Source organism: Parabacteroides sp. AT13 (assembly GCF_002272965.1).
Taxonomy (GTDB): domain Bacteria; phylum Bacteroidota; class Bacteroidia; order Bacteroidales; family Tannerellaceae; genus Parabacteroides; species Parabacteroides distasonis.
In genome coordinates this window covers 539,993-556,084 of the sequence record NZ_NQMH01000001.1, presented here as the reverse complement: position 1 = coordinate 556,084, position 16,092 = coordinate 539,993, and the positions used below count along the sequence as shown (strand labels likewise).

The following is a 16,092-nucleotide window of genomic DNA, read 5'->3' as shown; positions in this document are numbered from 1 at the left end:
CTATTATTTAAAAGTCTCAGCTTCCTCGTCGTAGTAGATATCTTGTACATCTTCAGCGTCGAAAGGAAGCTCGCTAGTGGATAATTCAGGTATATTATAAGATTTCAACGTGATATCGTAATGTTCCGGATCCTCTTGCGGGAGAACGAAAGGTTTATAGGCTTTTCCCGTACTATCCACGTAAGAGAAATAAGGCTTTCCGTATAGTCCGTCATCCCGCTTACTGGCAAAGACAAACCAATGGCTGTTAGAGGACCAACTATGGTAGGTATCCGATTTATCGGAGTTGACGGCAGGTAAGGTATCTATCTTCCCGGTCTGGAGGTTCATCATATGCAGGTCTGTTTCTTGGTGCCAGATCGGGAAGGTTCCATAATCGGCTACCGTGAAAAGTAGGTATTTACCGTCGGGCGATATCTTGGGATGGCAGGCGGAGCCATTATGCTTCTGGGCATCCCATACGGTTTCGATCTGTCGGCCCCATTCCTTGGTATCTTTATGGAAAGATATGCGGCATAGGGAATATTTTAGGTTATGGATGCTATCGGGCAACGGCTGGATGGGAGCGGAGCAATAATAGATCCAGTTCCCATCGGGCGAAAAGGTAGGGAAGGTCTCTAACTCATCCTTCCGGCTAGTCAATGGGGAGGTGATGAGTTGTTTCTTTCTGAAATCGGCGACCACTAGGTCGGAGGTTGTGTCATAGACTTCCAACCGCTTACTTCCTAACGAATGAAAAGCAGGGATGATAATATTCGTGGAAAAAACGGCGAACTGCCCCGATGGATGGAAATCGCCATAGACAGCCCCATTCGGCAGACTGTCGTTGCTCAATTTCAACTTCCTCAAATGTCCGTTACGGTTCAGCAGGGTGCCTCCTTGCTTTCCCCGTAAATGGAACATGGATAAACTTCCTTTCTTATTTCCGTAAATATGGCAGTTCATGCAAGAACCGTCGGTATCTTTGTTGTCGGCAATAACCCGTTCCTCGAAGGTATTGATCTCCCGCTCGCATAATTGGATCTTGTTCCATACCTCGTAGCCGGGTTCTATAAGCCGGTAGCTTATGTAACTATCCAGTTTCTCCGGAACTACTTGCCAGTAGAAAGAGGGGTAACGAAACCATTTACCCTTGATACGGGCGACTACGGTTATTTGCAGGCGGTTGCCCACTTCCTGCTCTAAAAGGCTTTCCCATAGGTTTAAAGGGAAAATAGCTTTCTTTCCGAAAGATAATTGTATCTCTTTTGATTTCCCTTTTAAGGTTACTTGCATAGCGTCCGCATCGTTTCTCAATAAGAAGTTGAGAGGGGCAATATTCGTGGGAATCATGATATCCGTATAATCGGGATACATGGGGATTGGGTCTGTGGTATCCTCTATTTGCTTCGGGGTAGGGGTACATCCTGCCAGCAAGCAGATTATCCAGACGAGGTAATAGGTTATGTTCTCTTTCATGATTCTTGCTTCTTTCATGGCTTACTCTCCTTTCCGGGCTCTGTGGTCGCAAAATGATAATAGAACCAATAGGTCTTGCCGTATTTCTCTTTCAAACTCGTGTCCTTTGCCTCATAAAGCCGGGTATAATCGGCGAATTCTTTCGCTATCTTTACCGGGATTTGGTATTTTATAAGCTCTTCCGCACGGATATTACCTTGGCGGGCGAGATGGATCAGCAGGGCCTCGGCGAAAATGGAACTAGAGACCTTACCCGGTACATAATCTTCTACAAAAGAACGGAGATCTTTAGAGAGTAAATGATAGCAGAGTAAGTATTCGTAAGCACGGAGATTGCCGGCGTTCGAGGCGACTAAGTTCCGTAAGGAAGTCACGGCATCGTTACCGGAACGTAGATGGTCTTGGGTCGGGATGTCTCTGCGTTTCTTCTCCAGCCACTCCTTTACTCGCGGGGTTTGCTGACCGGGTATTCTCTTTTCGGCCCAGCTTTTATGAAGGAGTGTCTTGTCTAATATACGTAGATATTTAAGAGCTGCCTCATCATCCCCATTGACCAGATTGATCTCAGCCAGCCGTTTGATCATACGGCTACCCGAATTGCGGGGAGAGAAGATCATACTTAGCATGGCGCAATGCTCGGCCATGGTCATATCTCCTAACGTAAACCATAACTCGTTGGCGAATAGGATAGAGAGAAAAGAAGCGGATGGGTTCACGGGGAGGATCAACCCATTCGTACCCGGTTGATTCCACGCTAGGAGGTTCCGGGAGAGAGATACGGGTGAGTTGATCTCGGACGGATGCGTGGCATTGTACAGGTTCCGGTAATAGGTCACCCAAAGGATTTGGCGGTCTGTCTCGAGATGTTTCCTCATCTTTTGTATATTTCCGAAATAATGTTCCACATCGAGGCTGAGTACATACTCCCGGTCGAGATCCGGCTTACTCCACCAAGTGGTAGCGGGATATTGGGTCGCTGGAAGAAGTAATATACCTGCCGCAAGCAGGGCACTTAGCTTTTGATGGTGCGCTATGATTCCGGCGGCCAGCATAAGGGCCAGACAGAGCCATGCCCCGTACCCGAAGCACCAATAGCAAAGAAGCATGGCGGGAATGCAGGTAAGAAGACGTTGCCCCTCAGTTTGGCTCCGGCTATATAACAGGAAAACACCTTCTGCTCCGATCAAGGAGAGAGTCGCGGATAACGGATAGGCGAGTCCGCAAGACCTTCCGGCCTCCCATAATACAAGTAGTATCATAAGAGGAAGGGCGTATCTCTTGCTGACGAATTGCCGGAATGTCCGATAGGTAAGCAGGGCAAATAAAGTTAAGACAACGCTTAGGATGAACGGGCCTCCCCCGATATAATAAAAGAATTGCGTAAGGAAATCGCCGGTGAGACAAGCCAGCCACGCTTCCTCCTGAAAATATCCACGGAGAAACTCGCCGCTGTACAAGAACAGCATCATTTGCTCTTTGTGGAACAAATGATAGGGGTACATCCAGAAGAAGAAAGCGAAGATCGCTATCGCCAGTACCGCTAGCGTGATCGACAGATCCTGTTTAATGATTCGCTTCATCCAGTTCCTTTCGTAGCTCTTCGGTCAAGGAGGTTTTTATCATCTTATAGAGGAATTTCCCGACCGTTTGGTTGATATGTTCTTTCATGAACGCATAATTAAAAGCTTGCGTCTCTACTCTCAAGGAATCCCATGTCTGCTTGATGCGGATGGAATCTTCCGGCGAGCAAGTCTTAAGCGCTGTCCATAGGGCATAGGATTCGCTATCGGTCTTTTGCTTCCGGTCTTTCCAATGCTGCAAGGCGTCGTTTTGCGGTGTACCGGAGGCCGAGCTGATGGAGTCTATCCGTACTGAGGTCACACCCGGTTCCGTTACGACCAGTAGCTCTTGGAACTTGAGACGCAAAAGGATGCGCATACGGAGGACTTTCATCTCTTCTCCCGTTCCTTGGAAAGTAAACCGTGCGTTCTCTATTCTCGTAGAATCGATATTTTCGATTGAGGCGTTTTCCATGGGTGCCAGATAAATCCATTCCCCATCCTGCTGTGCGGTGGGTAGGGTGCCTTCTATGATGTATTTGGAATCGTTAGATTGACAGGCAAATAGGCACAATAAAGTGAATACTCCTATAAATAGATATTTCATCGATCGTGTTCATTAGTAATTAGAGACTCAAAGTTTAGACTGCGTAAAGTTAGTATTTTTTCGGAAAAGGGAATGATGTTTTTTTGACAAAGGGTGATACTTAATTTACGTCGCTGTTGAGGAGGAATGGAAAAAAGGAGGACACTAATTCAGACATCCTCCCTTTTTATGAAATAAAGAACAATTAAGCGTTTAGGACTTTCTTGAAGCGACGGATAAATTCCTTGGCCTCATCCATCGTCAAGCAAAGCGGAGGAAGCAGACGGATCGTATGGGTTCCGGCTACACCCGTGAACACTTTCTCCTCAAAGAGAAGTTTGCTACGTACTTCCTTGATAGATTCCTCGAACTCGATACCGATCATCAAACCACGGCCCCGAATTTCCTTGATACCCGGAAGTTTATGAAGCTCATCCAATAAATAGGCACCCACTTTCGCCGCGTTATCAATCAAACGCTCGTCTTCCATAATATCGAGAACGGCGATAGCGGCCGCGCAAGCCAAATGGTTACCGCCGAAAGTAGTGCCGAGCATACCATAAACCGGCTTGAATTTCGGGCTGATCAATAACCCACCCATCGGGAAGCCATTGGCGATACCTTTCGCTACTGAGATCAAATCCGGCTTGATACCGGCATATTGATGCGCGAAGAATTTACCGCTTCTTCCATATCCGGACTGGATCTCATCCAAGATCAGACAGGCATCATAAGCCGTACACAAGTTGCGTAACTTACGCATAAAATCATCCGTTGGTAACTGGATGCCACCTACACCTTGGATACCTTCGATGATCACGGAAGATACATCCCCCTTCTTCAACTCTTCCTCTACGGCGGAAGCGTCGTTCAATGGAAGATAAGTAACCGCTAGATCCTCATTTACCGGAGCGATGATCTTTGGGTTATCCGTGACACGGACGGCGGCGGAGGTACGCCCATGAAAGGCGTGCTTGAATGCGATCACCCGCTTCTTGCCATTATGAAAAGAGGCCAGTTTTAACGCGTTCTCGTTCGCCTCCGCTCCGGAGTTGATCAAGAACAACGAATAATCATCGTAGCCGGAAGCCTTCCCTAGCTTATCCGCTAATTTTTGTTGCAAGCTATTGATAACCGAGTTCGAGTAAAAGCCTAATTTATTTACCTGCTCGGTAATCGCCTTTACGTAAGTAGGGTGGCTGTGCCCCACCGAGATCACGGCATGGCCGCCATATAAGTCGAGGTACTCGTTTCCCTCGCTATCCCATACATGACATCCCTTGCCTTGTACGATCTCTATATTAAATAATGGATATACGTCGAATAAATTCATCTTTATAGTATTTTTTAAAACGCGGAGGGTTTTAAGTGTAAGCCAACCGTCTCCTCCAACCCGAACAATAGATTCATGTTGTGGACCGCTTGGCCGCTAGCGCCCTTCAATAAGTTATCGATCATAGAGATGATAAGAAGCTTATCATCTATTTTCTGTAAGTGGATCAAGCATTTATTCGTATTTACCACTTGTTTCAAATCCGGGTTCTTATCAGTGATAAACGTGAAGCTGTGATCATCATAATATTCCTCATAAATACGTCGGATCTCCACCAAGTCGATCTTGCAATCGATGTACGTCGTGGCGAATATGCCACGGGAGAAATTACCGCGTACGGGGATGAAGTTGATCCGGCTTGAATAGCTCTTCTGCAACTGGCTCAAGCTCTGGTTGATCTCGGCCAAGTGCTGATGCGTAAAAGGCTTATAGATCGATATGTTGTCGTTGCGCCAGCTAAAGTGAGAGGTGGAAGAAGGCTTCACGCCCGCTCCCGTCGATCCCGTGATGGCATTGACATGCAAGTCGGAATTCAACATCAAGTGCTTCGCCAACGGCAATACGCCCAATTGGATGCAAGTAGCGAAACAACCGGGGTTCGCTATATGCCGGGCGTTGCAAATCCGGCGGCGGTTCAATTCCGGCAGGCCGTACACGAAATCGTGCTCCGGGCCTTCGATCCGGTAGTCCATGCTCAGGTCGATAATCTTCACGTTCTCGGGGACCGTGTGGCTCTCCATGAACTTTTTCGTATCGCCATGAGCGGTACAGAAGAACAGAAGGTCGATGCTATCTAACGGCAACTCGCTGGTGAACACCAAATCCGTCTCGCCATAAAGACCGCCATGCACGTCCGTGATCTTGTTACCGGCGTTACTGCTACTGTTTATAAATGTAAGCTCGGCATCAGGGTGGTTTAGGAGCAGGCGGATCAATTCACCCGCCGTGTAACCCGCTCCGCCTATAATTCCGCATTTAATCATATCTCTTCGTCTTTATGGTTCGTATAATAAACACGCAACGGAGTGGAAAGAACCTTGATGAAGCCTTTAGCGTCCTCGGCGGTCCAGCCTTTCTGCATCTCTCCGTACTCACCGAATTTCGTCTTCACCAAGTCATCCTCAGATTCTACGCCAACGGTAGAGAAGGACAACGGACGAAGCTCCAGAATAGCCGTACCGTTCACGTTACGCTGAGACTCTTGCAACATCGCCTCGATATCGCGCATCACCGGTTCCAGATATTGGCTCTCGTGCAAGAACATGCCGTACCAGTTCGCTACCTGATCCTTCCAGTATTGTTGCCATTTGCTCAACGTATATTTCTCTAGGAAGCGGTGCGCCCCGATAATCAACATAGGAGCGGCAGCCTCGAAACCGACCCGTCCCTTGATACCGATGATCGTATCGCCCACGTGCATATCACGGCCGATACCGTAAGCGGCCCCGATCTCCTCGATCTTCTGGATAGCGGCGATCTTATCCTCGAACACCTCACCATTCACGGCATGAACCTCACCGTTCTTGAACTCGATGCGCAATTGCTCGCTGCCGGTCTTCTCCACTTGTTTCAGATAAGCGCTCTCGGGCAGTCCTTGCGCGGAATCAAGAATCTCGCCACCGCAGATAGAGGTTCCCCAAAGACCTACGTTATAGGAATATTTCAACTTCGTGAAATCGGCCTCGAAACCGTGCTCCTTCAAGTAGTTGATCTCAAAATCACGGCTCAAGGCCATATCGCGGGTCAACGTGATAATCTCCACGTTCGGAGCCAATACCAAGAAAGTCATATCGAAACGGATCTGGTCGTTACCGGCTCCGGTAGAACCATGGGCGATAGCGTCGGCGCCAATCTCGTTCGCGTAGCGGGCGATCGCCAAGGCTTGGAAGATACGCTCGGAGCTTACGGAGATCGGATACGTACCATTACGCAGCACGTTTCCGAAAATCATGTACTTCAAGCTCTTCTCGTAATACTCTTTCGTAACGTCGATCGTCACGTATTTCGTGGCGCCTAGCTTATAGGCGTTCTCCTCGTTTTGTTTCAATTGTTCCTCGCTGAAACCACCTGTGTTAGCGCAAGCGGCGTATACCTCGTATCCTTTTTCTTTAGCCAGATACATGACCGTGAATGAGGTATCCAAACCTCCGCTGAACGCTACTACTACTTTCTTCTTCATCGTTTCTTTATTTTATGTTGTTTTTCTATCGTATTAATTTAGTCCTTTTTAGTCTGATTACGGGCCTCCCGCTCTCGTTGCGCACGATGCGGATCGGCCGGGTCGAACAGCATGGCCGTGCAGATGCAATACTTACGTTCGGTGCGTTCCAAGATATCGTGGTTCACGCAACCGTTGCAACCTCGCCAGAAAGCCTCATCGTCCGTCAAGTCGGAGAACGTAACCGGTACATATCCCAGCTCGGTATTCATCTTCATCACGGCAGCGCCGGAGGTAAGGCTGAATATCTTCGCTTTCGGCCAGCGCATGCGGGCAAGTTGGAAAGTCATGTCTTTGATGCGTTTCGCGATACCCAAGCCCCGGAAATTCGGATGTACGATCAAGCCGGAGGTAGTCACGTACTGCTTGTTTCCCCATGACTCGATATAACTAAACCCGGCGAACTCGTTTCCCGCCAAGGCGATCACCGCTTTGCCCTCTTTCATCTTCTGGGCCACATACTCGTGCGTACGTTTGGCGATACCCGTGCCCCGGACTTTAGCGGCAGACTCGATCGTATCTAGGATCGTATCCACATATACCTCGTGAGAGGCATCAGCGATCATAACATCAATTTCTATTTCTTGTTCCATTTTATTGTTTGTTCTTAGTTTTTTCCTTTTATATAAAATGTGATAAAGCGGCAATCACCTTCTCTTGGCTCACACCGTTGCGGGGGATTACCAAGATCGTATCGTCTCCGGCTATGGTGGCCAGTATCTCGCTGGGGGCATGGGAGTCTATGTCCGAGGCAATTCCCATGGCGTAACCCGGTCGTGTCTTCACCACCGCCAAGTTTCCGGAAAACTCGATATTCGGCTTTTTCTTGCCTTCAGGCTGTGCTTGTTTGCTTATACTCTCTTCGGGAAGGCGATATACATAATCTCCGGTTCCGTCGTGTACCTTGGCTACTTTCAGTTGCTTGATGTCGCGGGAAAGCGTAGCTTGCGTAACCGAGAATCCGCTATCTTCCAGTTCTTTAAGCAGTTCTTCTTGATTACTTATCACTTTCGTCTGTATAATACCGCAAATGGCATCCAATCGTTCCTTCTTTGTACTCATGTTGTATATTTATGCAAAACAGGCTGCAAATATAAAGAGTATTGTTGAATAAATATACAATCAAGGGCTTTTTTTTCTGATATAAGTAGGGGGTAAGGGATTTTCCTGCTTAGCTTAGGTTTAATCACTGTAAGTGTTAGGCATTTCATCTATTTATATTCATCTTTTATCAGCCGTTGGAGGATCATGCAACAGCTGTTAGAAGATCATGTACCAATTGGTGGATGATCATGCAATGGATGGTAGATGATGAATGTCATTCAAAGAAAAGGCTAATACTCCCTATAGAAAGAACGAAAGGGGGTGCTCGTTTTGAACAAAATGGTAGTATCTTTGCGTTATTAAAAAGAGAGTATCAGGTTTAATTTCAAGTAAAAGGATATGAGAAAAATAGCAAGTTTATTCGTGGCCTTGCTTTTATTGGCAGGCTGTTCCAGCGTACCGTTGACAGGACGTAAGCAAGTGCTGTTGGTTTCGGACCAAGAGGTGTTATCGTCCAGCCTTACCCAGTACAACGATTATATAAAGACGGCGAAGAAGTCGACGAACGCGAACAAGAGCGCTATGGTAACCCGGGTCGGAAAGAGGATAGCCGCCGCTACGGAGGACTATTTGCGGGCGAACGGGATGGCGGATGAGGTAAAAAACTTCTCTTGGGAGTTTAATTTGGTGAATGATCCGCAGGTGAACGCCTTCTGTATGCCGGGAGGCAAGATCGTGGTGTACGAGGGATTGCTGCCTTTAGTTTCCTCGGACGATGAATTGGCGGTGGTCATCGGGCATGAGGTCGCCCATGCCGTAGCTAAACACAGCAATGAGCGTATGAGCCAGCAACTAATGGCCCAATACGGGGCGGCTATTTTAGGTGCGGCTGTAAGCAATAAGAGCGCGGCGGTACAGCAAGCGGCCAATACAGTATATGGTGTGGGAGCGCAGTATGGCGTAATGCTTCCTTTCTCCCGTAAGCACGAGTCGGAAGCGGATTATATGGGATTGGTATTCATGACTATGGCGGGATACAATCCGGACGTGGCAGTCAACTTCTGGCAAAAGATGTCCGCCGGAAAGAGTGGCTCTACGCCGGAATTTATGAGTACGCACCCCAGTGATGCCACTCGTATAGCGGAAATCCAAAAAGTCCTACCCGCAATCAAAACCAAATACAAAAAGTAGTTGACAGTTGACAAGTGACAGCTATTTTACCACTTGTCTCAATTTTCAATTCTCAATTTTCAATTAAACAAGATTCCCATCTTGTTCATTAAGAAACAAGCATTCATATTCTGGGCTATCCCTTCTCTTAGTTGATAAGAGAAGGATAGCTCCTCGTCTTTTATATCCGCTTCGAAGCGGTAATTCTTTATTTGTTCCGGGAACTCTTCCTCCAAAGTACCCAACACTAAATCGTGGGTGGCGATGATGCCGCAAGCCTTATAAGCGACCAGCTGTTTCATAAGGGCAAGAGAGCCTTTCTGCTTGTCGATAGAATTTGTTCCCTTCAAGATCTCGTCCAAGATGATAAATAGCTTCTCCCCGTTTTGCAGCCTGTCGATAATCATTTTCAGCCGTTTCAACTCCGCGAAGAAATAAGACTCGTTGCTAGCCAAGGAATCCGAGGTACGCAAGCTGGTAACCATGTGGGCGGGATAAACCGTCAAGGAGGCGGCACAGACCGGAGCGCCTACGCAAGCCAATAAGTAATTGACACCGATCGTCCGGAGGTATGTACTTTTTCCGGCCATATTCGCTCCGGTGATAATCAGGAACCAAGGACTTTTGCGGATATCGATATCGTTCTTTACGCAGACATCCCGGTTCAAAAGAGGATGTCCCAAAGCCTTGCCTTCCATCTGGAAATAAGTGTCGGCGATCTCCGGATAGATGTATTCCGGATGGTTGAAAGCGAAACCACCCAACGAGTTCAGCGCGTCGAAACGAGCCAGCGCGTCGAACCAAAGCGGAAGTTTATCGGAGTAAGTCTGAATCCAGCGTTCCAAAAGGATGGCATGGCGTGTATCCCGCAAGTAGAAGAGATTGAAAATGATACCCGCCAAACTGAATCGTTGGTCTAATCCTCCGATATACGACGACAAGCGTTTGATAGCATGCGAGGCCAATTCCTTCTCATTCGCTAATTGCCCGCTGATCTCTTTCAGCTCTTCCGACTGGAAATTATCTTCTTCCACACATTGCATCAGCTTTGAGTACCGATTGAAAATAGACTCCATCTTATTGACGGTCGCGTAAAGCGCATTGATTTCCTTGGCTCGTCCGTAAGCGATCACTAACGTGATTAAGAAATAAATATTCAATAAACTCCCGCTGATCCAATCCAGCGAGTAAGCGATACCCAATACGATCCACAACACTGGGACCGCCCAGATCAATAGTTTCCACGGTAGGCTATCAACGAATTTATGCTTACGCTGAGTGAGTCGGTCCATAAAGTTGATATCGTTGTCTCTCGTATCTTGCGTGTCCTGCCGGATGATTCCCGTCACATAGAAATGCTGCCGTAAGGCGGATAAAGCCGCTAATTCCTTGACAGCCTCTTGCCGTTTGACGATCTCCTTCTTATCCGTCAAGGGATTCGAGAGCCAACTGGCCAGTCGTTCCCGCCCGAACCCGGTTACGGTACGATTGAGCGATTGAAATAAGGAGCGGTCTCCAAACACATCCAGATCCAAGCAGAAAGAGTGCTCGCCCGAGATCTTATCGGCCGCCCCATCGAATGCGCTGAAATCATAGTCCAGTCCTTTTAGCTCATCCTCGTTTAGTTTAATCAAGGTCTCGGCGTATACTTTTCGTGCGTACATTTTATTATGGTACCACATCAGGAGCGCAAACGGGATGATATAAGCGAAGGTGATCCCCGTCAGCCATTGCCAACTCTCATCCCTGAATATCCATAAGGAGAGGATCGCTCCCACCACTAAAGCCAACCGGATACTCCCCATCAAATGGATCTTCTTTTTCAAATTACCCAAGCGCCGTGTATAAGCGTCGATATTTTCTTTGTAATAACTATAGATTTCTTCCATAGCCGCGAATATAGGAAAAATGAACTAACCTCTTGAATTTTGGTTTATATATTATATTCATAGGTGAAATGACCATTATTCATGTAATTTGGGCGATAAAGCCAACTGCCGTTTCCCCTATATTCGCGGACATATTTATAATTTAAGATCATTTATGAAAAAAACGATTATATCCTTTCTCTTCCTTCTTGTTTGCGGTATGGCACATTCGCAAGTTTTAGCGAAAGGGCCGGAAGAGAGTTATAATGCGGATAGTATTCGTGCGATTTTGGATAAGTCACCTTATTTTACCTTATTCAAGGACAATTATTTTATTGGCGGTATCCCTATCGGCAACAAGCCTACGGCGAGAAACTCCGACGTTAAATTCCAGTTGAGCATCGCCCAGCGTCTTACGAAAAGTAAACTCCCCTTCGATACCTATCTTTTCTTGCAATACACGCAAAAGGCTTTTTGGAATGTCTTTCAAGAGTCCTTGCCGATGCGCGACTTGAATTTTAATCCGGGTATCGGTTTGGGGCACCTTATCGTGCATAAGAATAAATATATCGGGAAAGGCTATTTGATGGTCGAGCACGAGTCGAACGGTAAAGATAGCATCTTCTCCCGAAGTTGGAACAAGATCACCCTAGCGGCGGCTGTCCTGTTGAATAAGAACTGGGAAGTTCAATTCAAGGGCTGGATACCGATCGTGGACGGTAAGGAAAATAAAGACATCCTTAAATATAATGGTATATTCCAAGTAGCCGCCAATTACCGGACAGACAACAGGCGCTTTAACTGCGGGGTTATCTTGACCAAACGAAAGACTTGGTTCAGCTTTAACACTCAGATCGAGTTGAGCTATAAGTTTAATAATAACGAGAACCAATATTTCTTCCTGCAATATTATAATGGTTACGGTGAGAACCTTTTGGAATACAATCAATACAAAAGCATGCTGCGGATCGGTTTCGTGATCAAGCCGCAAGATTTCAGTATTTACTAAAAAATATCCTTCTTGATAGATCTCATTGATCGGGCGATAGATGTAATATATGATACATTTCGTTTCTTTAGGAAACAATACATTTACAGACTTTGTTTTCTAATATATTGAACGTTTCCCGGATAATTAAAGAGATACGCCATGAAGGAAAAAATTGAAAAATTAAAAGCTCTCAACCACAAAGCTGAGTTAGGGGGCGGAGAAGACCGCATTGCGAAGCAACATGCGGCAGGTAAACTAACCGCTAGAGAAAGAATCGAACTACTATTGGAAAAAGGTAGTTTCGTGGAAATCGACAAGTTCGTGACACATACGTGCCATGAGTTCGGTTTAGAAAAACAGCGTCCATTAGGGGATGGCGTGGTCACCGGTTACGGAATGATCGGGCAACGCACGGTATTTGTTTTCGCTCAGGACTTCACGGTATTCGGTGGAGCCTTGTCCGAGACGTATGCCCGTAAGATCTGTAAGATCATGGACATGGCAACGGAACTAGGCGCTCCGGTGATCGGGTTGAACGATTCGGGAGGCGCACGTATTCAAGAAGGAGTTCGTTCCTTGGCGGGATACGCCGAGATATTCCTCCGGAACTCGTTGGCTTCGGGCGTGATCCCGCAGATTAGCGCCATTATGGGCCCGTGTGCGGGTGGAGCGGTTTACTCGCCGGCGTTGACGGACTTTATCTTTATGGTAAAACAAACGAGCTATATGTTTATCACCGGCCCGGAGGTCGTGAAAAGCGTGACGCAAGAAGAGGTTACGATGGAGAATCTGGGAGGCTCGGAAGTGCATAGCACCCGTTCCGGAGTGGCTCATTGCACGGCGGATAACGATATGGATTGTATCTTGAAGATACGTGAGTTGATGTCGTTCTTGCCGAATAATAATATGGAAGAGCCGCCATTCGTTCCTACTACCGATAGCCCGAACCGCATCGATCCGCAATTGGATCTGCTGGTTCCTACTAATCCCAACCAGCCGTACGACATGAAAGAGTTGATCCTTTCCGTGGCTGATGATCAAAACTTCTTCGAGATACAAGAGGAATATGCCAAGAACATCATTATCGGTTATATCCGTTTGAATGGAAAGACGATCGGTGTCGTGGCGAATCAACCTGCCGCGTTGGCCGGTACGCTGGATATCAATGCGTCCGTAAAGGCCGCCCGTTTCGTCCGTTTCTGCGATGCGTTTAATATACCGTTGTTGACGCTGGTGGATGTACCGGGTTTCTTGCCGGGCGTGAACCAAGAGTACGAGGGAATTATCCGTCATGGCGCTAAGTTATTGTATGCGTATTGCGAGGCTACCGTGCCGAAAGTGACCGTCATTACCCGAAAGGCTTACGGTGGCGCTTACGACGTGATGAGCTCCAAGCATATCCGGGGCGATATCAACTTCGCTTATCCAACCGCCGAGATCGCTGTCATGGGACCGGATGGTGCCGTGAATATCTTGTTCCGTAAGGATTTGAAGACCGCGGAAGATCCCGAAGGCAAACGGAAGGAATTGCAAGCCGATTACCGGGAGAAGTTCGCTAACCCGTACCGGGCCGCTGAGTTAGGCTATGTAGACGAGATCATCGAGCCGTCTATCACACGCAGCCGCTTGATCCGTAGTTTTGAGTTGCTGGCCAACAAACGGCAATCCAATCCTCCGAAGAAGCATTCCAATATTCCTCTTTAAAAACGAATCCTTATGATAAAGAAAGTATTAGTAGCCAATCGTGGCGAGATAGCGATGCGGATATTCCGCACCTGCCGGGTGATGAACATCCCGACCGTAGCGATCTATACGCATGTGGATCGCGGAGCATTACATGTACGTTATGCGGAGGAAGCCTACTGCATCTCGGAAGATGAAGCGGATACCTCTTACTTGAAGCCGGACTTGATCCTTGAGATCGCCAAGAAGACAGGAGCCGCCATTCATCCGGGTTACGGCTTTTTGTCGGAGAACGCCGACTTCGCTCGTCGTTGCGAGGAGGAGGGCGTGATCTTTATCGGCCCGAGCGCCGACGTGATTGCGAAGATGGGTATCAAGACCGAGGCCCGTAAGATCATGAAAGAAGCCGGTGTGCCGGTTGTACCCGGAACGGAAAAGCCGGTGACGGACATAGAGGATGCCAAGAAAGTAGCCGCCGAGGTGGGTTATCCGATTATGCTAAAGGCGCTTGCCGGAGGCGGTGGAAAGGGTATGCGTTTGGTACATAGCGAGGATGAGATGGAAGCGGCTTTCCGTATGTCTCGTTCCGAGGCTGCCAACTCATTCGGAAACGACGCCATCTATATCGAGAAGTATATCGAGAACCCCCATCATATCGAGGTGCAGGTACTCGGGGATAAATATGGGAACGTGATCCATCTGTATGAGCGTGAGTGCTCTATCCAGCGCCGTAACCAGAAAGTGATCGAGGAAGCGCCCTCTCCATTCGTGAAGGAGGCCGCTCGCCAGAAGATGTTGGCCGTAGCGGTGGAGGCTTGCAAGAAAATCGGTTACTACAGTGCCGGGACGTTGGAGTTCATGATGGATAAGGACCAGAACTTCTATTTCCTCGAGATGAATACCCGCCTTCAAGTGGAGCATCTGGTGACGGAGGAGACAACGGGCGTGGACTTGGTGCGCGATATGATCTTGGTGGCCGCAGGAAATCGTCTGCCTTATAAGCAGGAAGATGTGGCTTGCCGGGGGCATGCCTTGGAATGCCGTATCTACGCGGAGGACCCGGAAAAGAACTTTATGCCCTCTCCGGGCGTGATCAAGGTGCGTGAGGCTCCCGAGGGACGTAACGTACGTCTGGATAGCGCCGCTTACGCCGGTTTCGAGGTGTCCTTGCATTACGATCCGATGATCGCCAAGCTTTGCACATGGGGCCGGACCCGTGAGTCCGCCATCTCGAATATGATACGTGCCTTGCGGGAATACAAGATCTTGGGAATCAAGACAACGATTCCGTTCCACCTGCGTGTGTTGCATAACGCGACCTTCTTGAAGGGGAATTACGATACGACCTTTATCGACACCAAGTTCGATAAGGAAGACTTGAAGCGTCGCCAGAACAGCGACCCGACCGTCGCCGTGATCGCCGCCGCCTTGAAGCATTACGAGGAGGAGAAAGAGGCGGCCGCCCGTGCGACGACCGTTCCGCTGGTAGGGGAGTCCCTGTGGAAGCACTACGGGAAGTTACAAATGTTGGCCAATAACTTTTAATGAGAGGAGGAATGATTATGTCAAAGGCTTTAGCGACTTATTTTGCCACGGTTAACGATATTCCCGACACAGAGTTCAAGGTAGAGATTCTGGAAGACGGGCCTATCAAGAAAGTATCCGTAAACGGTACCGTTTATGATGTAGATTACAATCTGGGCGGAGATACGATCCACTCGATCATCATGAACCATAAATCTCATGGCGTACAAATATCCAGTGTTGGAGATTCCACCTATGAGGTAAAGAATAAAGGTGATTATTTCCAAGTACAGGTGATTGACGAGTTGAAGAAATTACGCCTGTCGAGAACCAGTTCCAAGACGGTCGGCCGTCAGGTCATACAGGCCCAGATGCCGGGCGTGATCCAGAAGGTATATGTCAAGGTAGGCGATGAGGTCAAGGCGGGAGACCCGCTTTGCGTATTGGTTGCCATGAAGATGGAGAACGAGATTCGTACGCCGATCGATGGGGTGGTGAAAGAGGTGTATGTCAATGAGACGGACAAGGTCTCCGTGGGTGATAAGATGTTGGTTGTAGAGTGAGTTGTCTCGGGGTTATAGTTTTCCCTCGAGAGAATAGGAAAGGAATCGGAGCAGTCCGGTTCCTTTCGCATGTTTGGTAAAATTATCTTAAAAAA

Annotated in this window: 14 protein-coding genes; 5 read left to right on the top strand and 9 right to left on the bottom strand. The window is 47.9% G+C overall.

Annotated features, from left to right (window positions below; genetic code table 11):
• Positions 1–3: 3 nt before the first annotated feature.
• The 8 genes from CI959_RS02680 to CI959_RS02645 form a co-directional block, all read right to left on the bottom strand.
• Positions 4–1,476 carry a PD40 domain-containing protein gene (locus tag CI959_RS02680; RefSeq protein WP_008780988.1) on the bottom strand — a complete coding sequence of 491 codons (1,473 nt, stop codon included), beginning with the start codon at positions 1,474–1,476 and terminating at the stop codon, positions 4–6.
• Entirely contained in the window at positions 1,473–3,038 is a 1,566-nt protein-coding gene (locus tag CI959_RS02675) for a DUF6057 family protein (protein WP_008780989.1), read from the bottom strand. Before CI959_RS02675 ends, CI959_RS02680 begins: the two co-directional genes overlap by 4 nt.
• Positions 3,022–3,624 carry a DUF4369 domain-containing protein gene (locus CI959_RS02670; RefSeq protein WP_005855217.1) on the bottom strand — a complete coding sequence of 201 codons (603 nt, stop codon included), beginning with the start codon at positions 3,622–3,624 and terminating at the stop codon, positions 3,022–3,024. The genes CI959_RS02675 and CI959_RS02670 overlap by 17 nt, the downstream gene beginning before the upstream one ends.
• Before the next feature lie 184 nt (positions 3,625–3,808).
• On the bottom strand, positions 3,809–4,936 hold the full coding sequence (locus tag CI959_RS02665; RefSeq protein ID WP_009276800.1) for an aspartate aminotransferase family protein: 1,128 nt from the start codon (positions 4,934–4,936) through the stop codon (positions 3,809–3,811).
• A 14-nt stretch (positions 4,937–4,950) separates the two neighbouring features.
• Positions 4,951–5,919: an N-acetyl-gamma-glutamyl-phosphate reductase gene (gene argC, locus CI959_RS02660; RefSeq protein WP_005855221.1), complete on the bottom strand. Its 969-nt coding sequence runs from the start codon at positions 5,917–5,919 to the stop codon at positions 4,951–4,953.
• On the bottom strand, positions 5,916–7,115 hold the full coding sequence (locus tag CI959_RS02655) for an argininosuccinate synthase (protein WP_005865601.1): 1,200 nt from the start codon (positions 7,113–7,115) through the stop codon (positions 5,916–5,918). Before CI959_RS02655 ends, argC begins: the two co-directional genes overlap by 4 nt.
• 38 nt (positions 7,116–7,153) lie before the next feature.
• Positions 7,154–7,747, bottom strand: a complete 594-nt coding sequence (locus tag CI959_RS02650; protein ID WP_005865603.1) for a GNAT family N-acetyltransferase — start codon at positions 7,745–7,747, stop codon at positions 7,154–7,156.
• A gap of 28 nt (positions 7,748–7,775) precedes the next feature.
• Positions 7,776–8,216: an arginine repressor gene (locus CI959_RS02645; RefSeq protein WP_005865605.1), complete on the bottom strand. Its 441-nt coding sequence runs from the start codon at positions 8,214–8,216 to the stop codon at positions 7,776–7,778.
• A 381-nt stretch (positions 8,217–8,597) separates the two neighbouring features.
• Here CI959_RS02645 and CI959_RS02640 point away from each other — a divergent pair, with 381 nt between their 5' ends.
• A complete protein-coding gene (locus tag CI959_RS02640) occupies positions 8,598–9,389 on the top strand; it encodes a M48 family metallopeptidase (RefSeq protein ID WP_005865607.1) in 792 nt (263 codons plus the stop codon).
• A gap of 59 nt (positions 9,390–9,448) precedes the next feature.
• On the opposite strand, the gene CI959_RS02635 is transcribed toward CI959_RS02640, so the two are convergent.
• Entirely contained in the window at positions 9,449–11,257 is a 1,809-nt protein-coding gene (locus tag CI959_RS02635; RefSeq protein ID WP_057316659.1) for a MutS family DNA mismatch repair protein, read from the bottom strand.
• 154 nt (positions 11,258–11,411) lie between these two features.
• Here CI959_RS02635 and CI959_RS02630 point away from each other — a divergent pair, with 154 nt between their 5' ends.
• From CI959_RS02630 to CI959_RS02615, 4 genes are all read left to right on the top strand, one after another.
• Positions 11,412–12,245: a phospholipase A gene (locus CI959_RS02630; protein ID WP_005855233.1), complete on the top strand. Its 834-nt coding sequence runs from the start codon at positions 11,412–11,414 to the stop codon at positions 12,243–12,245.
• Positions 12,246–12,386: 141 nt separating this feature from the next.
• On the top strand, positions 12,387–13,931 hold the full coding sequence (locus CI959_RS02625) for an acyl-CoA carboxylase subunit beta (protein WP_005865611.1): 1,545 nt from the start codon (positions 12,387–12,389) through the stop codon (positions 13,929–13,931).
• Between the two features lie 12 nt (positions 13,932–13,943).
• On the top strand, positions 13,944–15,455 hold the full coding sequence (gene accC, locus CI959_RS02620) for an acetyl-CoA carboxylase biotin carboxylase subunit (protein ID WP_057316657.1): 1,512 nt from the start codon (positions 13,944–13,946) through the stop codon (positions 15,453–15,455).
• 17 nt (positions 15,456–15,472) lie between these two features.
• Positions 15,473–15,997, top strand: a complete 525-nt coding sequence (locus tag CI959_RS02615) for a biotin/lipoyl-containing protein (protein WP_029257277.1) — start codon at positions 15,473–15,475, stop codon at positions 15,995–15,997.
• The last annotated feature ends 95 nt before the right edge of the window (positions 15,998–16,092 follow it).

Bases quoted from the DNA above. Each gene is read 5' to 3' on its own strand.
- argC (WP_005855221.1), bottom strand. From the start codon at position 5,919: ATGATTAAATGCGGAATTATAGGCGGAGCGGGTTACACGGCGGGTGAA.
- CI959_RS02635 (WP_057316659.1), bottom strand. From the start codon at position 11,257: ATGGAAGAAATCTATAGTTATTACAAAGAAAATATCGACGCTTATACA.
- CI959_RS02625 (WP_005865611.1), top strand. From the start codon at position 12,387: ATGAAGGAAAAAATTGAAAAATTAAAAGCTCTCAACCACAAAGCTGAG.
- CI959_RS02670 (WP_005855217.1), bottom strand. From the start codon at position 3,624: ATGAAATATCTATTTATAGGAGTATTCACTTTATTGTGCCTATTTGCC.
- CI959_RS02615 (WP_029257277.1), top strand. From the start codon at position 15,473: ATGTCAAAGGCTTTAGCGACTTATTTTGCCACGGTTAACGATATTCCC.
- CI959_RS02630 (WP_005855233.1), top strand. From the start codon at position 11,412: ATGAAAAAAACGATTATATCCTTTCTCTTCCTTCTTGTTTGCGGTATG.
- CI959_RS02665 (WP_009276800.1), bottom strand. From the start codon at position 4,936: ATGAATTTATTCGACGTATATCCATTATTTAATATAGAGATCGTACAA.
- CI959_RS02650 (WP_005865603.1), bottom strand. From the start codon at position 7,747: ATGGAACAAGAAATAGAAATTGATGTTATGATCGCTGATGCCTCTCAC.
- CI959_RS02675 (WP_008780989.1), bottom strand. From the start codon at position 3,038: ATGAAGCGAATCATTAAACAGGATCTGTCGATCACGCTAGCGGTACTG.
- CI959_RS02680 (WP_008780988.1), bottom strand. From the start codon at position 1,476: ATGAAAGAAGCAAGAATCATGAAAGAGAACATAACCTATTACCTCGTC.
- CI959_RS02655 (WP_005865601.1), bottom strand. From the start codon at position 7,115: ATGAAGAAGAAAGTAGTAGTAGCGTTCAGCGGAGGTTTGGATACCTCA.
- CI959_RS02640 (WP_005865607.1), top strand. From the start codon at position 8,598: ATGAGAAAAATAGCAAGTTTATTCGTGGCCTTGCTTTTATTGGCAGGC.
- accC (WP_057316657.1), top strand. From the start codon at position 13,944: ATGATAAAGAAAGTATTAGTAGCCAATCGTGGCGAGATAGCGATGCGG.
- CI959_RS02645 (WP_005865605.1), bottom strand. From the start codon at position 8,216: ATGAGTACAAAGAAGGAACGATTGGATGCCATTTGCGGTATTATACAG.